Source organism: Arsenicibacter sp. R0_47 (assembly GCF_057652235.1).
The window spans coordinates 73,732-93,122 of the sequence record NZ_JBYFCJ010000025.1 but is presented as its reverse complement, the minus strand read 5'-3'; the positions used below and the strand labels follow the sequence as shown (position 1 = coordinate 93,122).

Annotated in this window: 14 protein-coding genes; 4 read left to right on the top strand and 10 right to left on the bottom strand. The window is 51.5% G+C overall.

The window, feature by feature from the left end; translation table 11 throughout:
* Positions 1 to 610: 610 nt before the first annotated feature.
* Positions 611 to 2,254, bottom strand: coding sequence for a two-component regulator propeller domain-containing protein (locus AC23NW_RS28090; RefSeq protein WP_487453739.1), 1,644 nt, complete (start codon positions 2,252 to 2,254; stop codon positions 611 to 613).
* Positions 2,255 to 2,483: 229 nt separating this feature from the next.
* Between AC23NW_RS28090 and AC23NW_RS28085 the strand changes: the two genes are divergently transcribed.
* A complete protein-coding gene (locus AC23NW_RS28085; protein WP_487453738.1) occupies positions 2,484 to 3,359 on the top strand; it encodes a winged helix-turn-helix domain-containing protein in 876 nt (291 codons plus the stop codon).
* A 329-nt stretch (positions 3,360 to 3,688) separates the two neighbouring features.
* On the top strand, positions 3,689 to 6,103 hold the full coding sequence (locus AC23NW_RS28080; protein ID WP_487453737.1) for a PAS domain-containing protein: 2,415 nt from the start codon (positions 3,689 to 3,691) through the stop codon (positions 6,101 to 6,103).
* A gap of 171 nt (positions 6,104 to 6,274) precedes the next feature.
* On the opposite strand, the gene arsS is transcribed toward AC23NW_RS28080, so the two are convergent.
* The 5 genes from arsS to AC23NW_RS28055 form a co-directional block, all read right to left on the bottom strand.
* A complete protein-coding gene (gene arsS, locus AC23NW_RS28075) occupies positions 6,275 to 7,321 on the bottom strand; it encodes an arsenosugar biosynthesis radical SAM (seleno)protein ArsS (protein WP_487453736.1) in 1,047 nt (348 codons plus the stop codon).
* Between the two features lie 41 nt (positions 7,322 to 7,362).
* Positions 7,363 to 8,292, bottom strand: a complete 930-nt coding sequence (locus tag AC23NW_RS28070; RefSeq protein ID WP_487453735.1) for an SDR family oxidoreductase — start codon at positions 8,290 to 8,292, stop codon at positions 7,363 to 7,365.
* A gap of 1 nt (position 8,293) precedes the next feature.
* Positions 8,294 to 9,286 (bottom strand): NAD-dependent epimerase/dehydratase family protein, encoded by a 993-nt coding sequence (locus tag AC23NW_RS28065; protein ID WP_487453733.1) that lies wholly within the window; start codon positions 9,284 to 9,286, stop codon positions 8,294 to 8,296.
* Positions 9,286 to 9,978: a TIGR04283 family arsenosugar biosynthesis glycosyltransferase gene (locus AC23NW_RS28060; protein ID WP_487453731.1), complete on the bottom strand. Its 693-nt coding sequence runs from the start codon at positions 9,976 to 9,978 to the stop codon at positions 9,286 to 9,288. Before AC23NW_RS28060 ends, AC23NW_RS28065 begins: the two co-directional genes overlap by 1 nt.
* A gap of 76 nt (positions 9,979 to 10,054) precedes the next feature.
* Complete coding sequence (locus tag AC23NW_RS28055; protein ID WP_487453729.1) at positions 10,055 to 11,161, bottom strand: BamA/TamA family outer membrane protein; 1,107 nt, start codon at positions 11,159 to 11,161, stop codon at positions 10,055 to 10,057.
* 122 nt (positions 11,162 to 11,283) lie between these two features.
* On the opposite strand from AC23NW_RS28055, the gene AC23NW_RS28050 reads away from it, so the two are divergent.
* Both AC23NW_RS28050 and AC23NW_RS28045 read left to right on the top strand, forming a co-directional pair.
* On the top strand, positions 11,284 to 12,045 hold the full coding sequence (locus tag AC23NW_RS28050) for a DUF547 domain-containing protein (protein WP_487453728.1): 762 nt from the start codon (positions 11,284 to 11,286) through the stop codon (positions 12,043 to 12,045).
* A 42-nt stretch (positions 12,046 to 12,087) separates the two neighbouring features.
* Positions 12,088 to 12,726, top strand: a complete 639-nt coding sequence (locus AC23NW_RS28045; protein ID WP_487453726.1) for a DUF6134 family protein — start codon at positions 12,088 to 12,090, stop codon at positions 12,724 to 12,726.
* A gap of 8 nt (positions 12,727 to 12,734) precedes the next feature.
* Here AC23NW_RS28045 and AC23NW_RS28040 read toward each other — a convergent pair whose 3' ends face one another.
* The 4 genes from AC23NW_RS28040 to AC23NW_RS28025 are packed head-to-tail and all read right to left on the bottom strand — an operon-like array spanning position 12,735 to position 19,384.
* A complete protein-coding gene (locus tag AC23NW_RS28040) occupies positions 12,735 to 13,571 on the bottom strand; it encodes a metallophosphoesterase family protein (protein ID WP_487453724.1) in 837 nt (278 codons plus the stop codon).
* 40 nt (positions 13,572 to 13,611) lie between these two features.
* The gene (locus AC23NW_RS28035) at positions 13,612 to 14,964 is read right to left on the bottom strand and encodes a sodium:solute symporter family transporter (protein WP_487453723.1); all 1,353 of its coding nucleotides are present in this window, start codon (positions 14,962 to 14,964) and stop codon (positions 13,612 to 13,614) included.
* 9 nt (positions 14,965 to 14,973) lie between these two features.
* Positions 14,974 to 16,425, bottom strand: a complete 1,452-nt coding sequence (locus AC23NW_RS28030; protein WP_487453721.1) for a SusD/RagB family nutrient-binding outer membrane lipoprotein — start codon at positions 16,423 to 16,425, stop codon at positions 14,974 to 14,976.
* Between the two features lie 31 nt (positions 16,426 to 16,456).
* Positions 16,457 to 19,384 carry a SusC/RagA family TonB-linked outer membrane protein gene (locus tag AC23NW_RS28025; protein WP_487453719.1) on the bottom strand — a complete coding sequence of 976 codons (2,928 nt, stop codon included), beginning with the start codon at positions 19,382 to 19,384 and terminating at the stop codon, positions 16,457 to 16,459.
* Between the last annotated feature and the right edge of the window lie 7 nt (positions 19,385 to 19,391).

Below are 19,391 nucleotides of genomic sequence, written 5' to 3'. Positions count from 1 at the left end.
AGAAATGATTGTTCGCTCCGGCAAGAAGCGGACGGGCAGGTTAGCAGGCGCATACCCGCCTGATTCGTTGGTGTTCGATGGTATAAAGTGATCGGTAGGCACTCAGCCAGCAGGCGCTCAGGAGGGGCAACAATGCACGGAAAATCATGGCAGAAAAGGGTTCGTTTGCAGTTGCAAGTTCCCCTTTGCACCACACTTAGCTGTTAGCCATTCGTCCAAAAATGTTTGGCTCCGTGTCAAATTGAAAAAAAACTTCGTGTATTGTTGCATTTGTCAACTAATACACGAAGTAGGCATACTAAAAGTTGGTTTTTTGTTGCTTTTAAAACGGACTGTTTTTTCAGGCGGAAAAGCGCGGCCACTCGTAGTGTGAGACAGGGAAAATACCTCCGCGAACAGGCTTTTATTACGAGAGGTTAGGGGCAATAAAGTTTCCTTTCCCTGCCAAAACCTGTAGTACGTAAACGGTAAACCCGCTACTTTTTAGACCGGAATGCAGAACGTTGGCGTGGTAGTAATAAACTAAATTAGATTACTCAAAATGTTTAAGCGACCCAATTTATTGCGGACAATATGTAGCGATTAAATAAAACCAACTTCCCTGTCCATGCTATTTTTTGGCTACGATTTTTATAAAGAGTTTAACCTCGTTCAAAATTGCATAACCAGACTTAAAAAAGTGCTTTTCTGATGAATAATCGATACCCCAGTCTGTCCGGTCGATGGTCAGCGCACCGTTAACCTCGACAGTTCCGTCCATTCCGTCCTTAAAATGCAGGTTGGCCGGAAACGTAACTGTCTTCGTGATTCCTTCAAGTGTCAGGTTCCCGGTAACGTTTATATTTCCTTCATTAACCCGTATACTTCCATCTTTCGGGACTTTTGTATTTCCCGTTTCCACCTTTGTGATGGTGAATGTTGAAATAGGGAATTTATTGACATCAAAAAAAGGGGGTAATTTATTGCGGGAATGCTGATCAACAAAATTTTCAATTGTCGTCATGTCAACGGTAACGGCACCGCCCACCAGGTGACGGTTGTCGATCAACAACTCGCCTTTTTCTATATTGACGTCCCCCATATTGGTACCATCACCAAGAAACGTAGTGCCATCCCATCCGCCAAGCAGCATAGCCCCCTTCCATACGACAACACTTTGCATTGTATCGATGACATATTTTTTCCGGCCCTCTTTGTTATAAAAGTCGGTGATAGTCGTTCCATCATACCGATACACGCCGGTCGCATCGCCAAACCAAATACTGCCGTCGCCCGCTTCCGAAAGCCCCAGAAAAGCCCTTCCTGACATTAGTTCGGTTACCTCGGGCTTATGACTATATAAAGACTTTGCATCATACCGGGTAAGTGCCTGAACCGTCCAGTTAGCAGGATTTACCGGACCCGTAGTCCAGATGTTTCCTTTTTCATCCTGGATTATAGCATAGGCGCCCCGCTCCGATACCTTCGTAAAGGTACTGCCGTCGTAGCGATAGAGGCCACCGCTATTGCCGCTAAAGCCATTGTAGCCGCTGAGCCAAATCGTACCTTTTCTGTCTTCGATGATGCTCCAGACGTCGAGAAAGGGTTCGCCTTTATGGGTTAACGTGGTAAACGTTTTCCCGTCATATACAAAGGCATCGCCTCTTGTACCGACCCACAGTTTTCCTGTTTTATCTTCGAGGATTGTATGAATATCATTGTTCCAGTGCCTTTCCTTATAAAAAAGCGGGGCGTTTGGCGATGTGAAATTCCGGAACGATTTCCCGGCGCCCCCTTTGGGATCGTATCGACTTAGTCCGTTTGCTGTGCCAAACCAGATAATTCCGGCTTTATCTTCATAAACCGACGTAACCTGATTACTGGCAAGTCCCTGCGTAGTCGTGAAATGCTGAATGGATTTTCCGTTGTCATAATAAACCCCTGAATCAGTAGTAGTAAACCAAAGATTCCCCCGCCGGTCTTCCAGAACATCCCCGAATAGGTGCTGACCTGTTTTTTGGGTAAGATTAATAAACGGGTTTCCCGTTGCCTGTCCGGGGTCGTACCGGAAAACATCACCAAAAGATGCGTTGTTGGGACCAGCCATCAACATGGTGCCATGGCTGCCTTTTTTTATGTTACGAACCATCATGTTAGGTCCTATGTCGTTGATTCCGGACTTGATGGTATCGGTTGAGGGGGCAGTTTGGTTCTGTCCACAGGAGGTGTACAACACCAGCGTTGATAACAACGCAGATACGCGTAGGTAGTTCATAATTTTGTTTAATTGACTGTGTTCCCAAGCCGTGCCGTGTAGCGACACACGATCAGGCATAAGTATGGCAAGGGAGACAATACACTTATTTCAGCCTTGTTCGCTCGTCTGATTCAAACCTACCGGTTGACTTTGTTAAAAGAGTTAATCGACTGTAAAAAAGTGTTAACCAAGTGTTAACTAAGGGTAAATCGTGAAATTTATCGCCCCCAAGGCCTATTTTTGGTCCATGAGAAACGTTATTTTGGCTGTATTGCTCTTGCTGGTCATCAGCCTGCCTGGTTATAGCGATGGGGGAAACGTGTTGGTGACAATGCGCAAAATCGGTCATGACATATTGCTGGCCTCGGGCGATTCTACGTCCTGGGTGTCACCCATTGAAGAGGTCGATGAGCGCACCTTTCTGATACGGTTTCAACGTCCCTTTACGTTTAAACCAGCAGCCTTACTGGAGATCATTCACCGGCAGTTGCAGCAGAATCAAGGGTCACGGAATTATCTGGTTGAAGTCAGGCAAGAAAAATCAAACGCTGTTGTTTATAGCTATGAAGTCCGTCAACCACTGAACCGCAAGGCGATTCCCTGTCTTACCAGAACGCCTCCTCCAGGGGCCTATACCATCAAAATCCAGCTCGACCCGCCGGCGGTTCAGGCGGCCTCCATCAGCGATGCTGTATACGTAGCCGGCCTGCTTTCCCTTGTTCTTCTGCTCGTTATTTGTTGGTGGTTAATCAACCGGAAATCACCACAATCAGCCCCTGCCGAACTGGTAGCCTCCCTTAATCTGGTTCATTTAGGCCCCCTTACGTTTTGCTTAGATGAGCAGATTCTGCGATTGGGCAATGAGCGCATTGCGCTGTCAGACAAAGAATCCAGATTACTGAAGGTATTCGCAACGTCTCCCAATGCCGTAATTGACCGGGACCGGCTCATGGAACAGGTTTGGGGAGAGGAAGGCATCTTTGTGGGGCGCAGCCTGGACGTGTTCGTGTCCCGCCTGCGCAAAAAGCTACAGCCCGCCACTACGGTACGCATCGTTAATAGTCACGGCAGAGGATATAAGCTGGAAATCGACACCTCAAAGATGCCGCCGGAGGATGTCTGATTACAGGCAGACTTCTTGTTGGCCCTTATTTACCTTGAAGTCAACAATAGACCGTATACAGGTGACCGGCACCAATCCGGCAAACCGGCCTGTTCGCGTGATAACCCAAGTTAAAAGCTGACGTTAGCGAATGTGAATTTTTCATAACATGACATTCTTAAGGCGAAGTAAATCAATCTTTTACAAACCCCTTTTTAATTCCTTTATCCAATAGGCGAAAACTATTGGGCAGACGATGTAAATTTGTGTATGAGCGAATATTCAAATTTACAGTTAAATTTCCTGAATAACATTTCAGGGTAACCTTGACAATAGCTGGTACACCTACGATGAACCGTGATCAACAACCTGTCGACTATACAAAGGACCTCACCCAACGGCTTGATCTTGATTTTGCCCTTCAGGCCGCCGGACTGGGCGTCTGGGAGTTAGACCTGATCACCAGCAAAGTAGTATGGGATGACCGCTGCCGGATGCTTTTTGGGCTGGCTAAGGGCAACCTGCTTTCCTACGAACAGGCCATTCAATACATCCATCCTCAGGATCTTGACCGTGTGAATCAGGCTGTTGCCTGGGCCATGAATCCCCTGTCCGGTGGAAACTACGACCAGACCTACCGCACCATTGGGGCGGATGATCAAATTGTGCGCTGGGTACGTTTTTTTGGTCGTGGCTACTTCAGCCCAACCGGTGAGCTATACCGCTTTGCCGGACTGGCTCAGGAGGTAACCCAACAGGTAGAAGCCCATAAACAACTGGAGCAGAGCCAGCGGGAGGTGTTGAGCCTGTTTGAAGAGGCGCCCGTAGGTATTGCCACCATCAGTGCGGATGACTTGCTCACATTTCAGTCGGCAAACCCGTTTTATGGTCAGCTGGTTGGCCGGACTCCACAGGCACTGACCGGCAAGCCTTTACTGGAGGCTTTACCCGAACTCGCCGGTCAGGGGTTCGATGACCTCTTGCGGGAAGTAATCAGGACCGGAGTTGCCTTTACTGCCAAAGAGGTTGCCGTTGAGCTACGCCGCAACGACCGGCTCGAAACCATCTATGTTGATCTAACATACCAGCCACGGCGCGCGCCAGATGGCACCGTCTCCGGGATTCTGGTTGTTGCCACGGATGTTACGCGGCAGGTGGAAAGCCGCCGGCAGGTCGAGGCCAGCGAAACGAAGCTCCGGAGTATCATTGCCGCTGCACCCGCCGGTATCGGCTTGTTTGTGGGACGCGATCTGATCATTGAGAACCCGAATCAGACCTTTATCGATATTGTCGGCAAAGGTCCTGGCATAGAGGGACTACCACTGCGGGAAGCGATGCCCGAACTGCTCACAGAAGGACAGCCTTTTTTAAAGATTCTGGACGACGTCTTCACTACGGGGATCCCTTTTCTTTCACCCGCTTCATTGGTTAAGATTACCCAGAACGGGGTACTTAATGACAATTACTACAATATTTCCTACACGCCGGTCTACGATGCTTCGGGCCAGGTCTATGCCATTCTTGATATTGCCATTGATGTAACGGTTCAGGTAGCCGCTCAACAGGCGCTGGCCAGCAGTGAAGCACACCTGAAGTTCTTACAGAATACGGTGCCGGCTATGATATTTTACCTGGATACGCAACAACGTTATCAGTCGTATAATGAAACATTTATGCGCTGGTTCAGTGTCGATGCGACGTCCGCGCTGGGTAAAACGGTAGAGGAATTTATTGGTCCGGCGGCGTATCAACGCGTAGCGCCCTACCTCACCCTGGCGTACAGCGGTCAGCCGCAACGGTATGAGATGAGAGCCCCGGCCAGGCTGGGGGAAGACCGGTGGCTGGACATCATCTATACCCCCCACGTGGATCTGACCGGGAACGTACTGGGGATCATCGTTATGTCCACGGACATTACCCAAAGTAAACAGGTCGAAACCGACCTGCGCCAAAGTGAAGCCCGTTACCGGGCGTTGAGTAACGAACTGGAACAGCGTGTAGCGGAACGGACACGCGAACTGGTGGTAGCTAATCAGGACCTGACCCGCTCGAACGCCAATCTGCAACAGTTTGCTTACATCGCCAGCCATGACCTGCAGGAACCGCTGCGTAAGATCCAGTCGTTTAGCGACCTGCTGATCCGGCAACTGGATGAACACCTGAACGAAACCAGCCGGAGTTACTTAGAGCGTATTACGGCCGCAGGCGCCCGTATGTCGCTGCTCATTAAAGACTTGTTGGCCTACTCGCGGATTGCCACCCGACAGCAAACATTCGGTCCCGTCTCACTGATGACCATTGTGCAGGATACGCTGACGACGCTCGAATGGGAAATCCAGCAAACGGAGGCCCGGATTCAGGTCGATGAATTGCCGGTTGTCAATGGCGATGAATCGCAGCTGGGCCAGCTTTTTCAGAACCTGCTGACCAATGCCATCAAGTTTGTCAGGCCGGATCAGTCCCCCGTCATTGCTATCCGGTATAGACAGTGCCCGCCGGAGGACTTGCCGCTGACGATCAAACCAGACGCGCAGGTACCGTTTTACCATCAGATCAATGTGGTTGATCAGGGCATCGGGTTTGATATTAAGTTTCTTGACCGCATCTTTCAGGTCTTCCAGCGGCTGCACGGCAAGAATGAGTTTGCGGGGAGCGGGATCGGGTTAGCGATTTGTCAGCGGGTCGTGGAAAATCACGCCGGTGGCATCACAGCCCACAGTGCACCTGGCCAGGGAGCTACGTTCAGCGTGTATTTACCGGCTTAAGACCGTCCGATCAGGGTTTGTACTCCACTAATGGCCACTGGTCGGTTAGCCGGTAAACAATCTGGCTACAACCGCTTACGGGTTTATCTAAGGCTAAAACCACTGCACAAAACGATCTGTCACAGTGATTCTTGAATCGTCCCCTCCTTTAGCTGCTCAACACTCGACGGTTCAGGCAGTTGTCCCCCCGCAACTGGATCCTGCGCCGGCCGTGCACCCGTAGCAATGCTGGTTAATCACCACCGACCGCTGATTTAAGGCCGTCAGGTCGAAATCCTTAACGTGCTGAACCGGACTGGCTACTTTCAGGTCAAGCATCTGGTTAAAGTCACAATCATAGATAAAGCCGTCCCAGCTGATCGACAGGGTATTCCGGCACATGACGCCGGCAGCGGCAACCGGATTAAAGGCATTCACCAGTTTTTCCATGTAGCCGTCGTAGTTGCCCGACGAAATCAGGTAATCCAGAAACCGGCTGATCGGTATATTGGTAATGGCGTACAGATCATTGAACTGAATGCCAAACTCATCCTGCAATACCCGTTTGAACTGCCGTTTCAAACTCTCCTGCGAACCAGGCAGAAAAGCACCGTTGGGATTATACACCAGATTCAGCAGCAGCCCCGTGTCCGGCTGACCATAACCCACCGCATTCAGCATGCGCAGCGCCCGGACAGAGTCCTCAAAAACACCTTTCCCGCGCTGCCGGTCGGTTTTGTCGGCATTGTAGAACGGTAACGAACTGACGACTTCAACCTCGTGTTGCCGGAAGAAATCGGGCAAGTCATTGTATTTTGGATTGGCGACAATAATCGTCAGGTTGCAGCGGACCATCACCTTGCGACCCAGTTTCCGGACTTCTTCCACAAACCACCGGAAATTCGGGTTCATTTCCGGTGCGCCACCCGTCAGGTCAACCGTTGGAATGCTCGTTTGGGCCAGGGCATCCAGACACGCCTGCATTGTTTCCCGGGTCATGATTTCCTTTCGGTCAGGACCGGCATCGACGTGGCAGTGCTTGCAAACCTGGTTGCACATTTTGCCCAGATTTATCTGAAAAACAGCCGGTTCAACGGTACTTAACGGAAACAGCCCTGCGGCTTGAAGTTTCTCATGAAAAAGCGGTAACTGCAACCTGTCGGCTACCTCGCTTTGCAGTGTCTGAAGCTGTACGGCAACGTTGGCTAACTGATGCCCGCTGGCTTTTAGTGATTTCATAGGTTATATACGTATAAAGAGTACATGAGTGAACAGTGTTTTCACTCGTAAAAATGCCGTAGTCTGCGAATCGTGGTGAGTACAATCCAGTCACCTAACCGGGGCAGATGCGTATGGACCAGTACAATCAGCCTGCCCAGCGCGGAGATGACCGTTCGCTGACGCCGCCGCCGGATATGCCGGAGAATAATCCGGGCAACCTCTGCCTGACTTTTCTGCCAGCGGGGAGGGCGGTGTGCAATCGGTACCGGCTGCCCCGTGGCATCGAGTACCCTTTTTTCCGGATCATTCTGCGTAAAACCAATGTGTACCACACCGATCTGAATGCCTGTATCCGCCAGTTCCAGGCGTAACGTATGGGCCAGATTGGCCACCGCCGCTTTTCCTGCGCAGTAGGCTGAGCCACTGGGCATACCATTCAGCGCGGATATGGATGAAATAAAGGTAACAACCCCTTTCGTTTCAATCAGGTACGGTAAAGCAGCTTTCAACGGATAAACGGTTCCATACACATTACTATCGAGTACCTGCCGGAATACCTCGGGCTGCATGTCGGTAAAATAGGCACGCATGGAGATACTGGCGTTGGTAATCAGTATATCCAGCTGCCCGTATGTAGCAATAGCGTTGGTAATCAGGCGTTCACAGTCTTCAAAGCAGGTTACGTCGGCCAGACAACTGACGACCTCCAGCCCCTCGCGGCGAAGTTCTTCTTCTGTTTGGATCAGGCGTTCGTTGCTGCGCCCGTTTAAAACCACTTTCGCCCCGGCAACGCACAATGCCCGTGCAGTAGCTTTACCAATACCCGACTCGGAGCCGGTGACAATGGCTACTTTACCGGCAAAGGGCCCCGAAACTGCCGTTTTACCCGATGTACGCTTTTTCAAACCATCCGCACTGGCAGCAGCTGAAACCGGCGTACGTGTGGTTCCGGCATCCAATGGTTCGATTCGTTTAGTTAGTTCGGGCACGTTAAGTCAGATAGTTATGTCGTTTAAACCAGTTGAATGCTTCGTCGATCGCTGCTTCAACCGGCGTTTGCAGAAGGCCCAGTTCCGAAACGGCTTTCTGCGCTCTAAAATAATGGCCGTCGTTAGCTACCGCGATCATGGATGCATTCAGTTTGCCGGGCCGGTTTGTCAGACTCGCCAGGGCATCACAGCCAAAACCATAGAGTCGGGCCAGGCCAGGCGGAACCGGCCATCGCGGTGGTGAGACATGCATCCGCTCTGCCATCAGTTGAAATGCTTCCTGATAACTAAGGTTTGCGTTGCCCAGGATATAGGATTCACCTATCTGCCCCCGGGTCAGGGCATTAACGGTTGCGGCGGCAGCATCCCGTACATGCACGTAATTTTTTCCGCCGGCAGGGTAACCGATGACACGGCCCCCGTACAGTTCCAGCAACATCCGGCCGGACGTGGGTTTCGCATCAAACTCACCCAGCATGAACGTCGGATGAACCAGCACCGCAGGCAGGCCTTCCTGCTTCACTGCTTCCAGAACGCGGTCCGTAGCGGCCCGCTTACTGTCGATGTAATCAGAGCCATAGCGCTTTCCGGCAAACGGAACAGTTTCGTTCCCCGGATGCTCTTTTGTTCCGAACCCAAATACGTTGGCCGTCCCGACGTAAACAAATCGTTGACTACCGGCCTTCCGGACGGCATCAAGCATATTTTCGGTTCCGGTCACGTTTACCGACCATACAGCCTGATTGCGGGCCGGATTTACCTGAGCCAGTGCCGCTGCGTGTATAACAGCGTCACATCCCGACACGGCTTTTATAAGCGATGGTTTATCTAAAATATCGCCGTCGCAATAGTCAACCGGTAAACCGGCCAGCGTCGGTGGACGTTGCTTCCCGCGCAGCAATACGCTGACACGGTACTGCTGCGCCAGTAATTCCCGGGCCAGATGAGCCCCCAGAAACCCGCTGCCTCCGGTTAACAGAACGGTTGCATCCATCAACGGTAATTCAGCATGGTTTTATAGGTGCGGGCGATCCGGTCGGGGGCCACGTTCATAAAAAACAGCGAAAAGGCCGTCAGGTTCGCCACCTGTACCCGCAGCCAGCTATTGGTATCGTATTTCCGGGCCGACACAAACACGTCTTTCGGGATTATAAAAAAAGGTGCCACCTTCCGGATCCGGATAATAATGTCAAAATCTTCCATGATGGTATAGTACTCATTGAACCCGCCTAAGCGATCAAAGAGGGTACGCGTTATAAACAGCGTCTGATCGCCTCCCCGGCTCATAAGCCCCTGAAAACGGGTTCCGTAACTGTTGAACCGGAGCATGATCTTGTCTGAATCGAAGCGGAACCGATAACACCCCGCCTCATACCCTGCCTTAACGGCCTGTTCAATATCTGTAATAAAATCAGGATTGATGCCTACGTCGGCGTGGACAAAATACAGCATCTCCCCTTTCGCCAGCGAGGCCCCGTAGTTCATCTGGGCAGCCCTGCCCTTTTTCGGGGACTGCCAGACAACGGCCCCGTTTTGCCTGGCCACTTCAGCCGTACCATCAGGGCTTCCCGCATCAATCACTAAGACCTCCAGTAAGGAAGCCCCCCCAAGGGACAGCAAGTTCCGTACTAAACGGCCGATTGCCTGCGCTTCATTATAGGTTGGAATAATAATACTAAACCTCATTGATCATTGATAAGTAAGCAACTTAGACTATTTATCACCCTCAGACAAACCCGGACAGCGGAAATCACTTTTCCGCTTAAAAAGCCTCTCCAATGGTCAGATAGAACCCGCTTGATTGCTTTCCCAGTCCGTAATCCAACCGGATGTTCAGATGGTCACGACGGTTGATCGTAAACCGTAACCCTGCTCCGTAGGCCAGTTTAGGATCCTTTAACCGGAGCAACGATTCCGCATTTCCCAACACCCCAGCAGCAGCAAACACCACGCCACCGAGCCGTTTGTAGAGATCGAACCGGGCTTCTCCCTGAATGAGCGCTACGTTCTGATCACGATAACGGCCTTCGTAATAACCCCGCATCCGTTTGGTTCCACCCAACAAGGACAGGGCATTGAAGGGAGCGTCTCCCGTAGTGAAACTTACGAAATAATTGGCCGCCAGGATTGCATGCTTGCTTAACAAACGATACCCGGACACGTCTGCCGTGTAGCGTCCGAACCGGACATTACCACCTAATACCTGACTATGAACAAGATAGGAAAAATCAGCCACAATGCCTTTGGATGGAAAGAAAATCTGGTTACGCGAGTCATAGAATAAACCAACCCCTGCTCCGGACAACCGGCTGCCTGACCCGCCGGAAACTGTTCCCGAGGCCAGCAGGCCACCGGGTTCAACTGCTGTGACCTGATAATCTTCATACTGATACCGGATGCCGGCATACAGCTTTCCGCGCCTGATTTCGGGAACAATGCGCCGGAAGGCATTGATACGGATCCGTGGAAAATCTACTGCGTATAATTCGCGGGTAACCTCCTGCTGCCCAACGCCATAGAAAAAATAAGTATAGCGATAATACCCGGCTTCGCCATTGATGTAGTACTTATCCTGATCGTAAAAGAGCTGAAACGGCAGGTAAAAAAGTATCTGTTTGTTCTGCGTATAGGCAAAACCCAGTGTAATCTGCGAGGGGCGAACCGTAGCGCCGGCTTGTCCGGATGAATCGGCCCGTAATAGTTGCATATCGCGTCTGAACCGAAACGTAGCCGTAGCGGCTACCCCGTACGCCAGCCGGGTTTCGGGGGTATAATAAATTAGTGGCAGGGGTAAGACACTGAACGCTTTAGGAACACTGTCGGCAGGAGCCGACATGAGCAGGGCAGTAACCAGCGATGAAAAAACCATCAGGAATGTAAATTGCGTGTAGTGATAATACGAAAAGAATGCCCGCAAGGTTTGAATTCCGGATTTTTAAAACCATTTGACGGATTGGCGCGTATATCTGAATGTAGAAAAATACAATCATCATGAAAACGCACTCCCTATATACATTCTTACTGGTGGGCCTGATCGGGTTACTTACCACCGCTTTCACGGAACCAACGGCTGCGCCTGTTGATCACAGTGCTTATGACCGGCTGCTGAAAAAGTACGTCAACGAAAAAGGACTGGTTAATTACAAGGGGTTCAAATCGGACGAGAAAGTCTTTAATGACTATCTGGCCATGCTCAGCAAAAATCCGCCGGCGGCTTCTTGGAGCAAAAACGAGCAGATGGCCTACTGGATTAATGCCTATAATGCCTATACGATCCGGCTGATTCTCGACCATTATCCCCTGAAGAGTATCAAGGACATTGGGTCAAAGATCAAAATCCCGTTTGTAACAACGCCCTGGGCGGCGAAGTTTTTTACAATAGGCGGCGAAAAAATGAGTCTGGATAACATTGAACATGGCACCCTGCGTAAAAAATACAACGACCCACGCATACACTTTGCGCTGGTATGTGCGTCTATTTCATGCCCCCGCCTGCGGAACGAGGCGTATATGGCCGATAAACTGGATGCGCAGATGGACGATCAGGGACGCGACTTTCTGAATAATCCGTCTAAGAATAAAATCGGTAAGGATGAAGCGCAGCTGTCGAACTACTTCAATTGGTACAAAGGTGACTGGAACAAAAACGGACAGTCGGTCGTGAAATGGGTCAATAAATATTCGGACACAAAAATTTCGGATAAGACCGCCATAACGTACCTTGATTACAACTGGAATCTCAACGAGCAATAATGCTCCGGGCGGGGCCCTGATGCGCCTGATCTCTGTTTACAAATGAATGCAAATAACATTCGGAGCTGGCTTATCAGCCTGGCTTTATTGATGGTATTGTCATGGCCGGGTTATGGACAAACGTCGCCGGCAGATACCACAAACACAAAAGATTATGCGATCGAAGTTGCTGGCATTAAGGTTGGTACGATGACGGCCAACCGCCAGCAACGCGATAAGCAAAGTGTGCTCTACACGCTGATCAGCGATGTAAAAGTGAATTTTTTGATTTATAAGGTCAAAATCTACTACAAGGTTGTCAGTCTGGTTCAGCAGGGAAAATTAGTCCGGTCTACGGTGGATGCGCACACCAATCAGGGCAATTTTTCCTCGCTAACGGAGTGGAAAGGCGATCATTACGAGATTACGGCCAACCAGTATAAATACACACACAAGGCAACTGAAACCAAGCGGATCGACTTTACCGTTACAGACCTGTTTTTCACAGAGCCTGTGAACCGGAACCGCGCCTACTCTGAATATTTCGGCGATTATTTTACACTGACGCCACTCACAAAAGGCAGGTATCGGGCAACATTGGCAGATCGGGAAGATGAATATCTTTATGAAAACGGGCAACTGGTGAAAATCATCAAAAAGAACCCGCTGAAAAACTACATCATCCGACCGATCAAAAAGTAATTCTCCTCTTACCGGGCGGTAACTTCATCTAAAGCCGGATTTTTGTCGAGGGTAATGACCTGACCTTGCAGCGCTTTTTCTGCTTCCGGTAATATCTCGCAGTTATCCCAGATACCCGTTAACAGCGTCTGCGCGTAGGAATCAGGAAGCCGGTTGGCGACCATTGCCGCATGGGCCGTTAGGTTGTCGTACGTGAATGCGTGAAAGGAATACGTAAACAAGCCATCCGTATCGTCGAGCAGCAGGTACCATACGCGGGGGGTACCGTCGTTGGCCGGCAAACCGATGACCCCTGCATTGAGCCAGTACCGGTCGATTCCCGTATCAGACACCTGCCTATCCGCGAAGGGAAGCCCGGCGTGACCAGCCAGGATCACCTCAGCCTCCGTAGCCGCAAAGGATTTTTCTTTTTCCGGCCAGGGCGTCGATGCAAAGACAAAATCAGCGATGCCAGTGGCGGCTCCATGCAGTACAGTCACCGGTTTACCGGCATACCGGAACGACAGCTGAAGCGGCAGGGTACTCAGCCAGTTGACCGATTCCGCCGAAAGCGTCTGAACTGCATAGGGAAACCAGGTACGCGAAAAGAGATCACACCGCCCGCCTTCGGTGAAATTGCAACCGCAATCGTCTCCTCCCCGGACAATATTCTGTTCCACATTGCCCTGAATGGACTGAATGCCCCAGTTCTTCACCAGCTGTACAGCCTCTTCAGGCTGAGCGCAGTAGCCGACAATATCGCCCGTACAGATGATATTGCCGGGCAGAATCCGGAGCTGAGCGGCAATGGTTTTCAGGGCTTCAAGCGCCTGTAAGTTGGAATAAGGCCCTCCGAATACAAGCATTCTGCCGCTATTAGTATCAGGATTTATTGTTCCGGGACGATCAGTCATGTTGTTTGGGTTGAAACAGTTTACTGCCGGTGAAAGCAATAAAACAGTAAGCAGTCGTGATCAGGTTCACACTAAGCAGCGATCCGTATTTTCCGTCGCCCAGCCGGAGCGATTCAGGTAACGGGAAAAACGTCAGAAAACCGCCCAGCAGCAGCCCGCCTACCACTGAGAGATGAAACGCCAGGCGCGGCACCCGTACGTTCCATAGGAGGAAAACCGGTGCCAGACCAAGCACCAGGGTACCGCTGATGGTCGTGGCGGACAGGATTGCCGGATCAAAAAAGACGGGAATGGTTCCCAAAACCGTCAGCACGACCATGGCCCACCGGCCTTTGGTAACGCTCGGGACAGCGGCACGGCTCAGGTCAATACTGATGAGTTTGGAGAACGACGCCATGGCAGAATCCAGCGTCGATGAAGCCGAGGTCACCATAATCAGATTCATAAGCAGCAGCATCGGCACGCCAAAATACCGCGCAACGGCCACGGGTGCTTCGCCCGTCAGGCTGTTTAGCTTAGCGAAAATCCCGACAAAGCTGAAGAAAAGGATACAAAGCGACCCAATGACTGCCGCCCAACTATAGGCCCTCAACGTCGTGCGTGTGTCGGATATAAAGCCCCGGTCGGTCAGTACAGGGTCGTGGAACGGATAGCTGAAACACTGCACCAATGCCACCAGCAGCAGGTCAGCTCCCTGACTCAGTTCCCAGCGGCCGCTGGTGACAAAGGGTTTCAGGCTCCACCCGTACTGCGGCAGAATAAAACCCAGAATAACCGTTAGCAGCACAACAAAAAGCGATAGCTGTATCACATCGGTCATGATCGAACTACTCATACCACCTTTAAGGGTATAGGCCAGCGTTAGTACCGTAAACACCAGAATGGCAACATAGTAGCTAGTTGTACCTTGTGCGCCGAAGTACGAACCGATCACGATGGTATTCGACCAGATTTCGTTATAGAGCCGGATCATGATCAGCAGCGTAAAAACCACCACCGCACCAGCCCCGAATTTTGATTCCAGAAAGTGGTGAATGCTCCGGTAGCCACCCTTGTTACGCATGGATACAATCACAAACCCCGCCACCAGAAATGACAGGTAATAGCCTGCATAAGCCACACCGCCTACCAGCCCGAAGCTATGGCCCAGATTAGCGGCATTGGTGATTGATTTGGCAAACAGCCATGAAATGACAAGGCTACTCGTCAGAAAAAGGGTATTGGGCGTTCGCTCGTTGCGGGTACCTCTGAAAAATTCGGGGGCCGTTCGCGCCAGGGGCGATACCAGAAACAGGATGATGCTGGAAGCCAGCACCAGCGCCCATTGCAACAGGGTTGTGGTCATAAGCAATACTTAACGGGTAGCCCACCAGACGGGCGTGTTAATGCTGTTGTTCCCCGTTTTGTCAGCGGCTTTTTTGTACTGAACGGCATTTAGCGCGCTCTCGGTTCCGGGATAGGGCATCCGGACCGGAATCAGCCCGTTGTTAAGGCTGGCCGAAATCGGTTTCAGCTTCGGAAAGCCGGTGCGCCGGTACTCGGTCCAGCCCTCATACGCATTGTTGATGTTGCCCAGCCACTTCTGCGTCAGAATCTGTTCGACCGGATTCTGGCCATTCTGCCCGTAAGCCACTTTGCTACTGGTCAGGTAACCGGCTGGCAGCGAGGTGCGCCAGTAGTCAAATGCCTGCGTAATCCCCCGTTCATACCATTCTTTACCCGATGCGGATACAAGCCCCCGCTCAGCAGCTTCGGCCAGCCAGAAACTGGTTTCATGGGCCGTCATAAAATTGGCAGATAACTTATCCGAATCCTCCCGGAAAATCGTTCCCGTCAAGGAATAGTCGGCCACCGAAATCGACAGCTTTGAGGCGTCGGGCCCATTAAGCAACCCTTTGTAGGTGCCCGGTTTGGCAGCCGCCGGCCGGAAGTACACCCCTACCCGCGGATCGTTCAGACTGGCCAGTAGTTCCTGACTGGTCAGCGACATGATAAACAGGTTATAATCCCCGATGCGGGCCGTTGACATGCGGAAATTATTGGGTTGGGTGAGGGAGAACCGGAACACTGCATTGTCGGTACCGGCTTTGATGAAGTTGCCCTCCGTCAGTACTTTCTGCAAGGCATCTTTCACATTCACCTTGCCCGAAATACGCATTAGTGCTTTAATTTTCAGCGAATTAGCAAACAGCACCCACTTGCTACGGTTGCCATTATAAAGGATGTCCCCCTCGAGTGCAGAGGCACCGGAATACTTGCTGATGGAGGCAATGCCTTTATCGAGGTTGTCCAGAATACCCCCGGCAGCGGTGTAGATGGATTCCTGGGTATCGTAGGCGGGCGTTATAACACCTGACTTGCCCTGTAGCGCCTCGCTGTACGGTACATCTCCATACAGGTCGGTAAGGGTAGCTGCCATATAGGCCTTCATAATCAGTGCAGGACCTTCGTAAATACCGAAAGCAGGATTTGCGCGGGCCTTCTGCAGCAGGATTTCGTTGTCACGCAGGTTTGTATAGATGAATGGCCACGGGTTGCCTCCATACTGCGGTTCGCTGAGGCTGTGCCGGTCGAACAGATTGAAGTCGATGGCGGTGAAATATTGCCCCAGCAGGTTGCCCGCCACAAAAGCTTCGTAGGACATTTGCTCACCAAAATCGAATAAGACTTTACGGAATAGCAGCGATGGCTGTACATCGACCGGTGCGTTTGGATTGGTATTAATTTCCTGAAAGTTCTCCGTACAACCAGGCAGTACACCGGTTAGCGTAAGCAGCAGCAGAACTATATGAAGTTTTCTTTTCATAATCAGTTGGTTTGCGTCCCGAACAATGGACTTAAAAATTTACGCTCAGTTTCACCCCAATACTACGCGACGTTGGATACGTCATGTCCTCAACACCCGTCTGAAGCTGATTTTGCTGGAACGACGTCTGTTCGGGGTCGAAGTGTGGAATGTGGGACAGCGCCAGCAGGTTTCGCCCTATCAGGGCAATGGTCAGCCGCTGCATGCCCAGCTTACGGGCAAAGCCTGAGGTTTCCGGCAGGGTGTAGCCGATGCTCATTTCCCGCAACTTCACGTATGATGCATTGTATGTATTATTTTCTTCATTGTTGCGGTCATAGTACATCCGGTAATACGTTTCAGCCGGAATGGCAAGCGTATTGGGCTGGTAGTTCGGGTTATCGGCCGTACCTGTATTCACTACCCCTTTCGCTACGATACCCGCATCCGGACGATTGGCCGTTTCGATGAGCTGTCCTGCAACGCCGGCCAGGGCCAGCGTGCGTGATACGAGGATGCCACCTTGCCGCCAGTCGAGCAGGAAGCCCAGGTTCCAGTTCCGGACACTGAGCTGATTGGAAAGGCCCACCATGAAATCGGGGTTATAGTTGCCGAGTTTCTTGAGGGTGTTGTCAGCAATGTATTGGCCGTTTTTGCCGACAATAAAATCGCCCTGAGCATTACGCTCATAGCCCGTTCCCCACATATCGCCCATCCGGTCTCCCGCACGTACCTGATACCAGACTGTCTGGTTAACGTTATCGTAAATACGGTTATACCCTAATGTTAAGGTACCGGCTTCTTCAGGGAGTGACACCACAGTTGTCCGGTTGCGGCTGAAATTCAGGTCTATGTTCCAGCGGATACCGTTTGTCCGGAAGGGGATGGCTGATAACACCACTTCAATGCCCCGTGACCGGACCTCTCCCCCATTGATGACCCGTTCGCTGTAGCCGGTAGGGACCGCAATGGGCAACGACAGGATCTGGTTGCGGGTACGGGCGTCGTAGTACGTCAGGTCAATACCAAACCGGTCATTCAGGAAACGTATATCTGCACCCAGGTCCACCGACCGGATCGATTCCGGTTTCAGGTTGGTGTTGGCAATGGTACTCTGATCACTGAAAGCGGGCTGCGAGAAAACCGGATTACGGGCGTTAAACACGCCGACAGTCTGGTACGGGCTGGTATCATTGCCAACGCTGGCTACACTGGCCCGTACTTTAGCAAATGACATCACCGCAGGAAGCCGGAATTGATTTGACAGTACCCAGCTGGCCGATACCGAAGGGTAGAAAAACGAGGTGTTGGCGGTTGACGACGGTGTTGCCAGCGCACTTGACCAGTCGTTACGGCCCGTTATATCCAGAAAAAGCACATCCTTATACCCCAGCTTGGCCAGCGCATACAGGCTGTTAATCCGTTTGCGGGCGCTCTGCTGATAAGCCTCTACCGGCGAGGCGGCGTTGGTAAGTTTAAACACACCCGGCTGTGCCAGCGTTAAGGCCTGGTATTGATCAAACGACGTCAGCTGATCCATCCGGTTGCCTCCGGCCGACAGATCAAACGAGAGTGCGCCAATGCTACGGGTATAATTCAGCAAAAAGTCAGAATTGATTTCCCGGAAGAAAACAGCGTTTTCGGCATAGGCCCCATTTTTAAAACGGTTGCTGCTAAAAGCCCGCCGAAACTGCCGGTTCTCACTTGAATAGTCCATGCCGCTCCGTACCATCAGCGTCAGATTGGTTGCCAGCTCACCCGTCACGGCCACATTTCCGATAAGCCGGTCACGGGTAAATGAGTTACGGTTTTCGTAAAGCGTGAAGTACGGGTTGTCGAAGTAGGTATAGTTATACGAAAAATGCTGTATTCCCTCCAGTCCCGGCTGCCAGTACTGTTTCATCGGGTTGACATCCGTTTGCCGGCCTAACCAGGCACTCATCGCATAGTTGATATTTTCAGAGCCGTATTTGGTAGCTGGCCGGTTGTCGCTACCGGTGTTGATGTAATTAACAGACGAGCTGAATTTCAGTCGGTTGACAGGCTCAAACAGTAATCGGGCGGCCAGCGTTTTACGCTTCAGATCAACGCCCGGAATCGTTGACTGGCTGTTCAGGTCAGTGAAGGACAGCCGGTAGCTACCCTTGTCATAGCTGCCGGAGACGGCCAGGTTATTAATCGCGGTATGACCGGTTTCATAAAAGTTCTTAAGGTTGTCCGGATGCGAAACAAACGGGGTTGGGGTAATGGGCAACCCGCTGTATACCCGCGTATCGGCCCCGCGTACAACCCGACCGTCGGGCAGGTTTACGGGACTGTCGTACTGAGGAATCAGCAGACCGGCATCCAGTCGCGGGCCATAGCTATAGGAGATATTATCGTTAATACCACCGCCCAGGCCATCGACGTACTTAAAGGCTCCGCTGTTGCCCTGTCCGTAACTGTTCTGAAACCGGGGCAGCTGAAACGGGCGCTCGGTATAGAAGGTGCTGTTAAAACTCACTCCGATGCCTTTACCTTTCTGTACTAAACCGTCTTTGGTCGTGATCAGGATAACACCGTTGGCGGCACGGGTACCATAGAGCGCAGCCGCACCCGGACCTTTCAGGACCGATACCGTTGCTACGTCGTCGGGGTTGATATCCATTGCGCCATTCCCGAAGTCGATCTCCTGAAATCCGTTGGCATCGTCGTTGACCCGGTTGACCACCGTGGCGTTGTTAATCAGAATACCGTCGACCACAAACAGGGGGTTGTTATTGGTAAACGAGGACTCACCACGGATTGTAATGCGGGACGATGAACCCACACCTGTCGATCCGCCGGTAACCATCACCCCTGCCACCTTCCCTGATAAGTTGTCGAGAAAGTTGGGCGCCTTCACGTCGCTGACCTGCCGGCCGGAAACTTTCTGGACGGTATAGCCCAGACTCCGGGCGTTGCGTTCCAGACCGAGTGCCGTGACAACAACTTCATTCAACGACAAC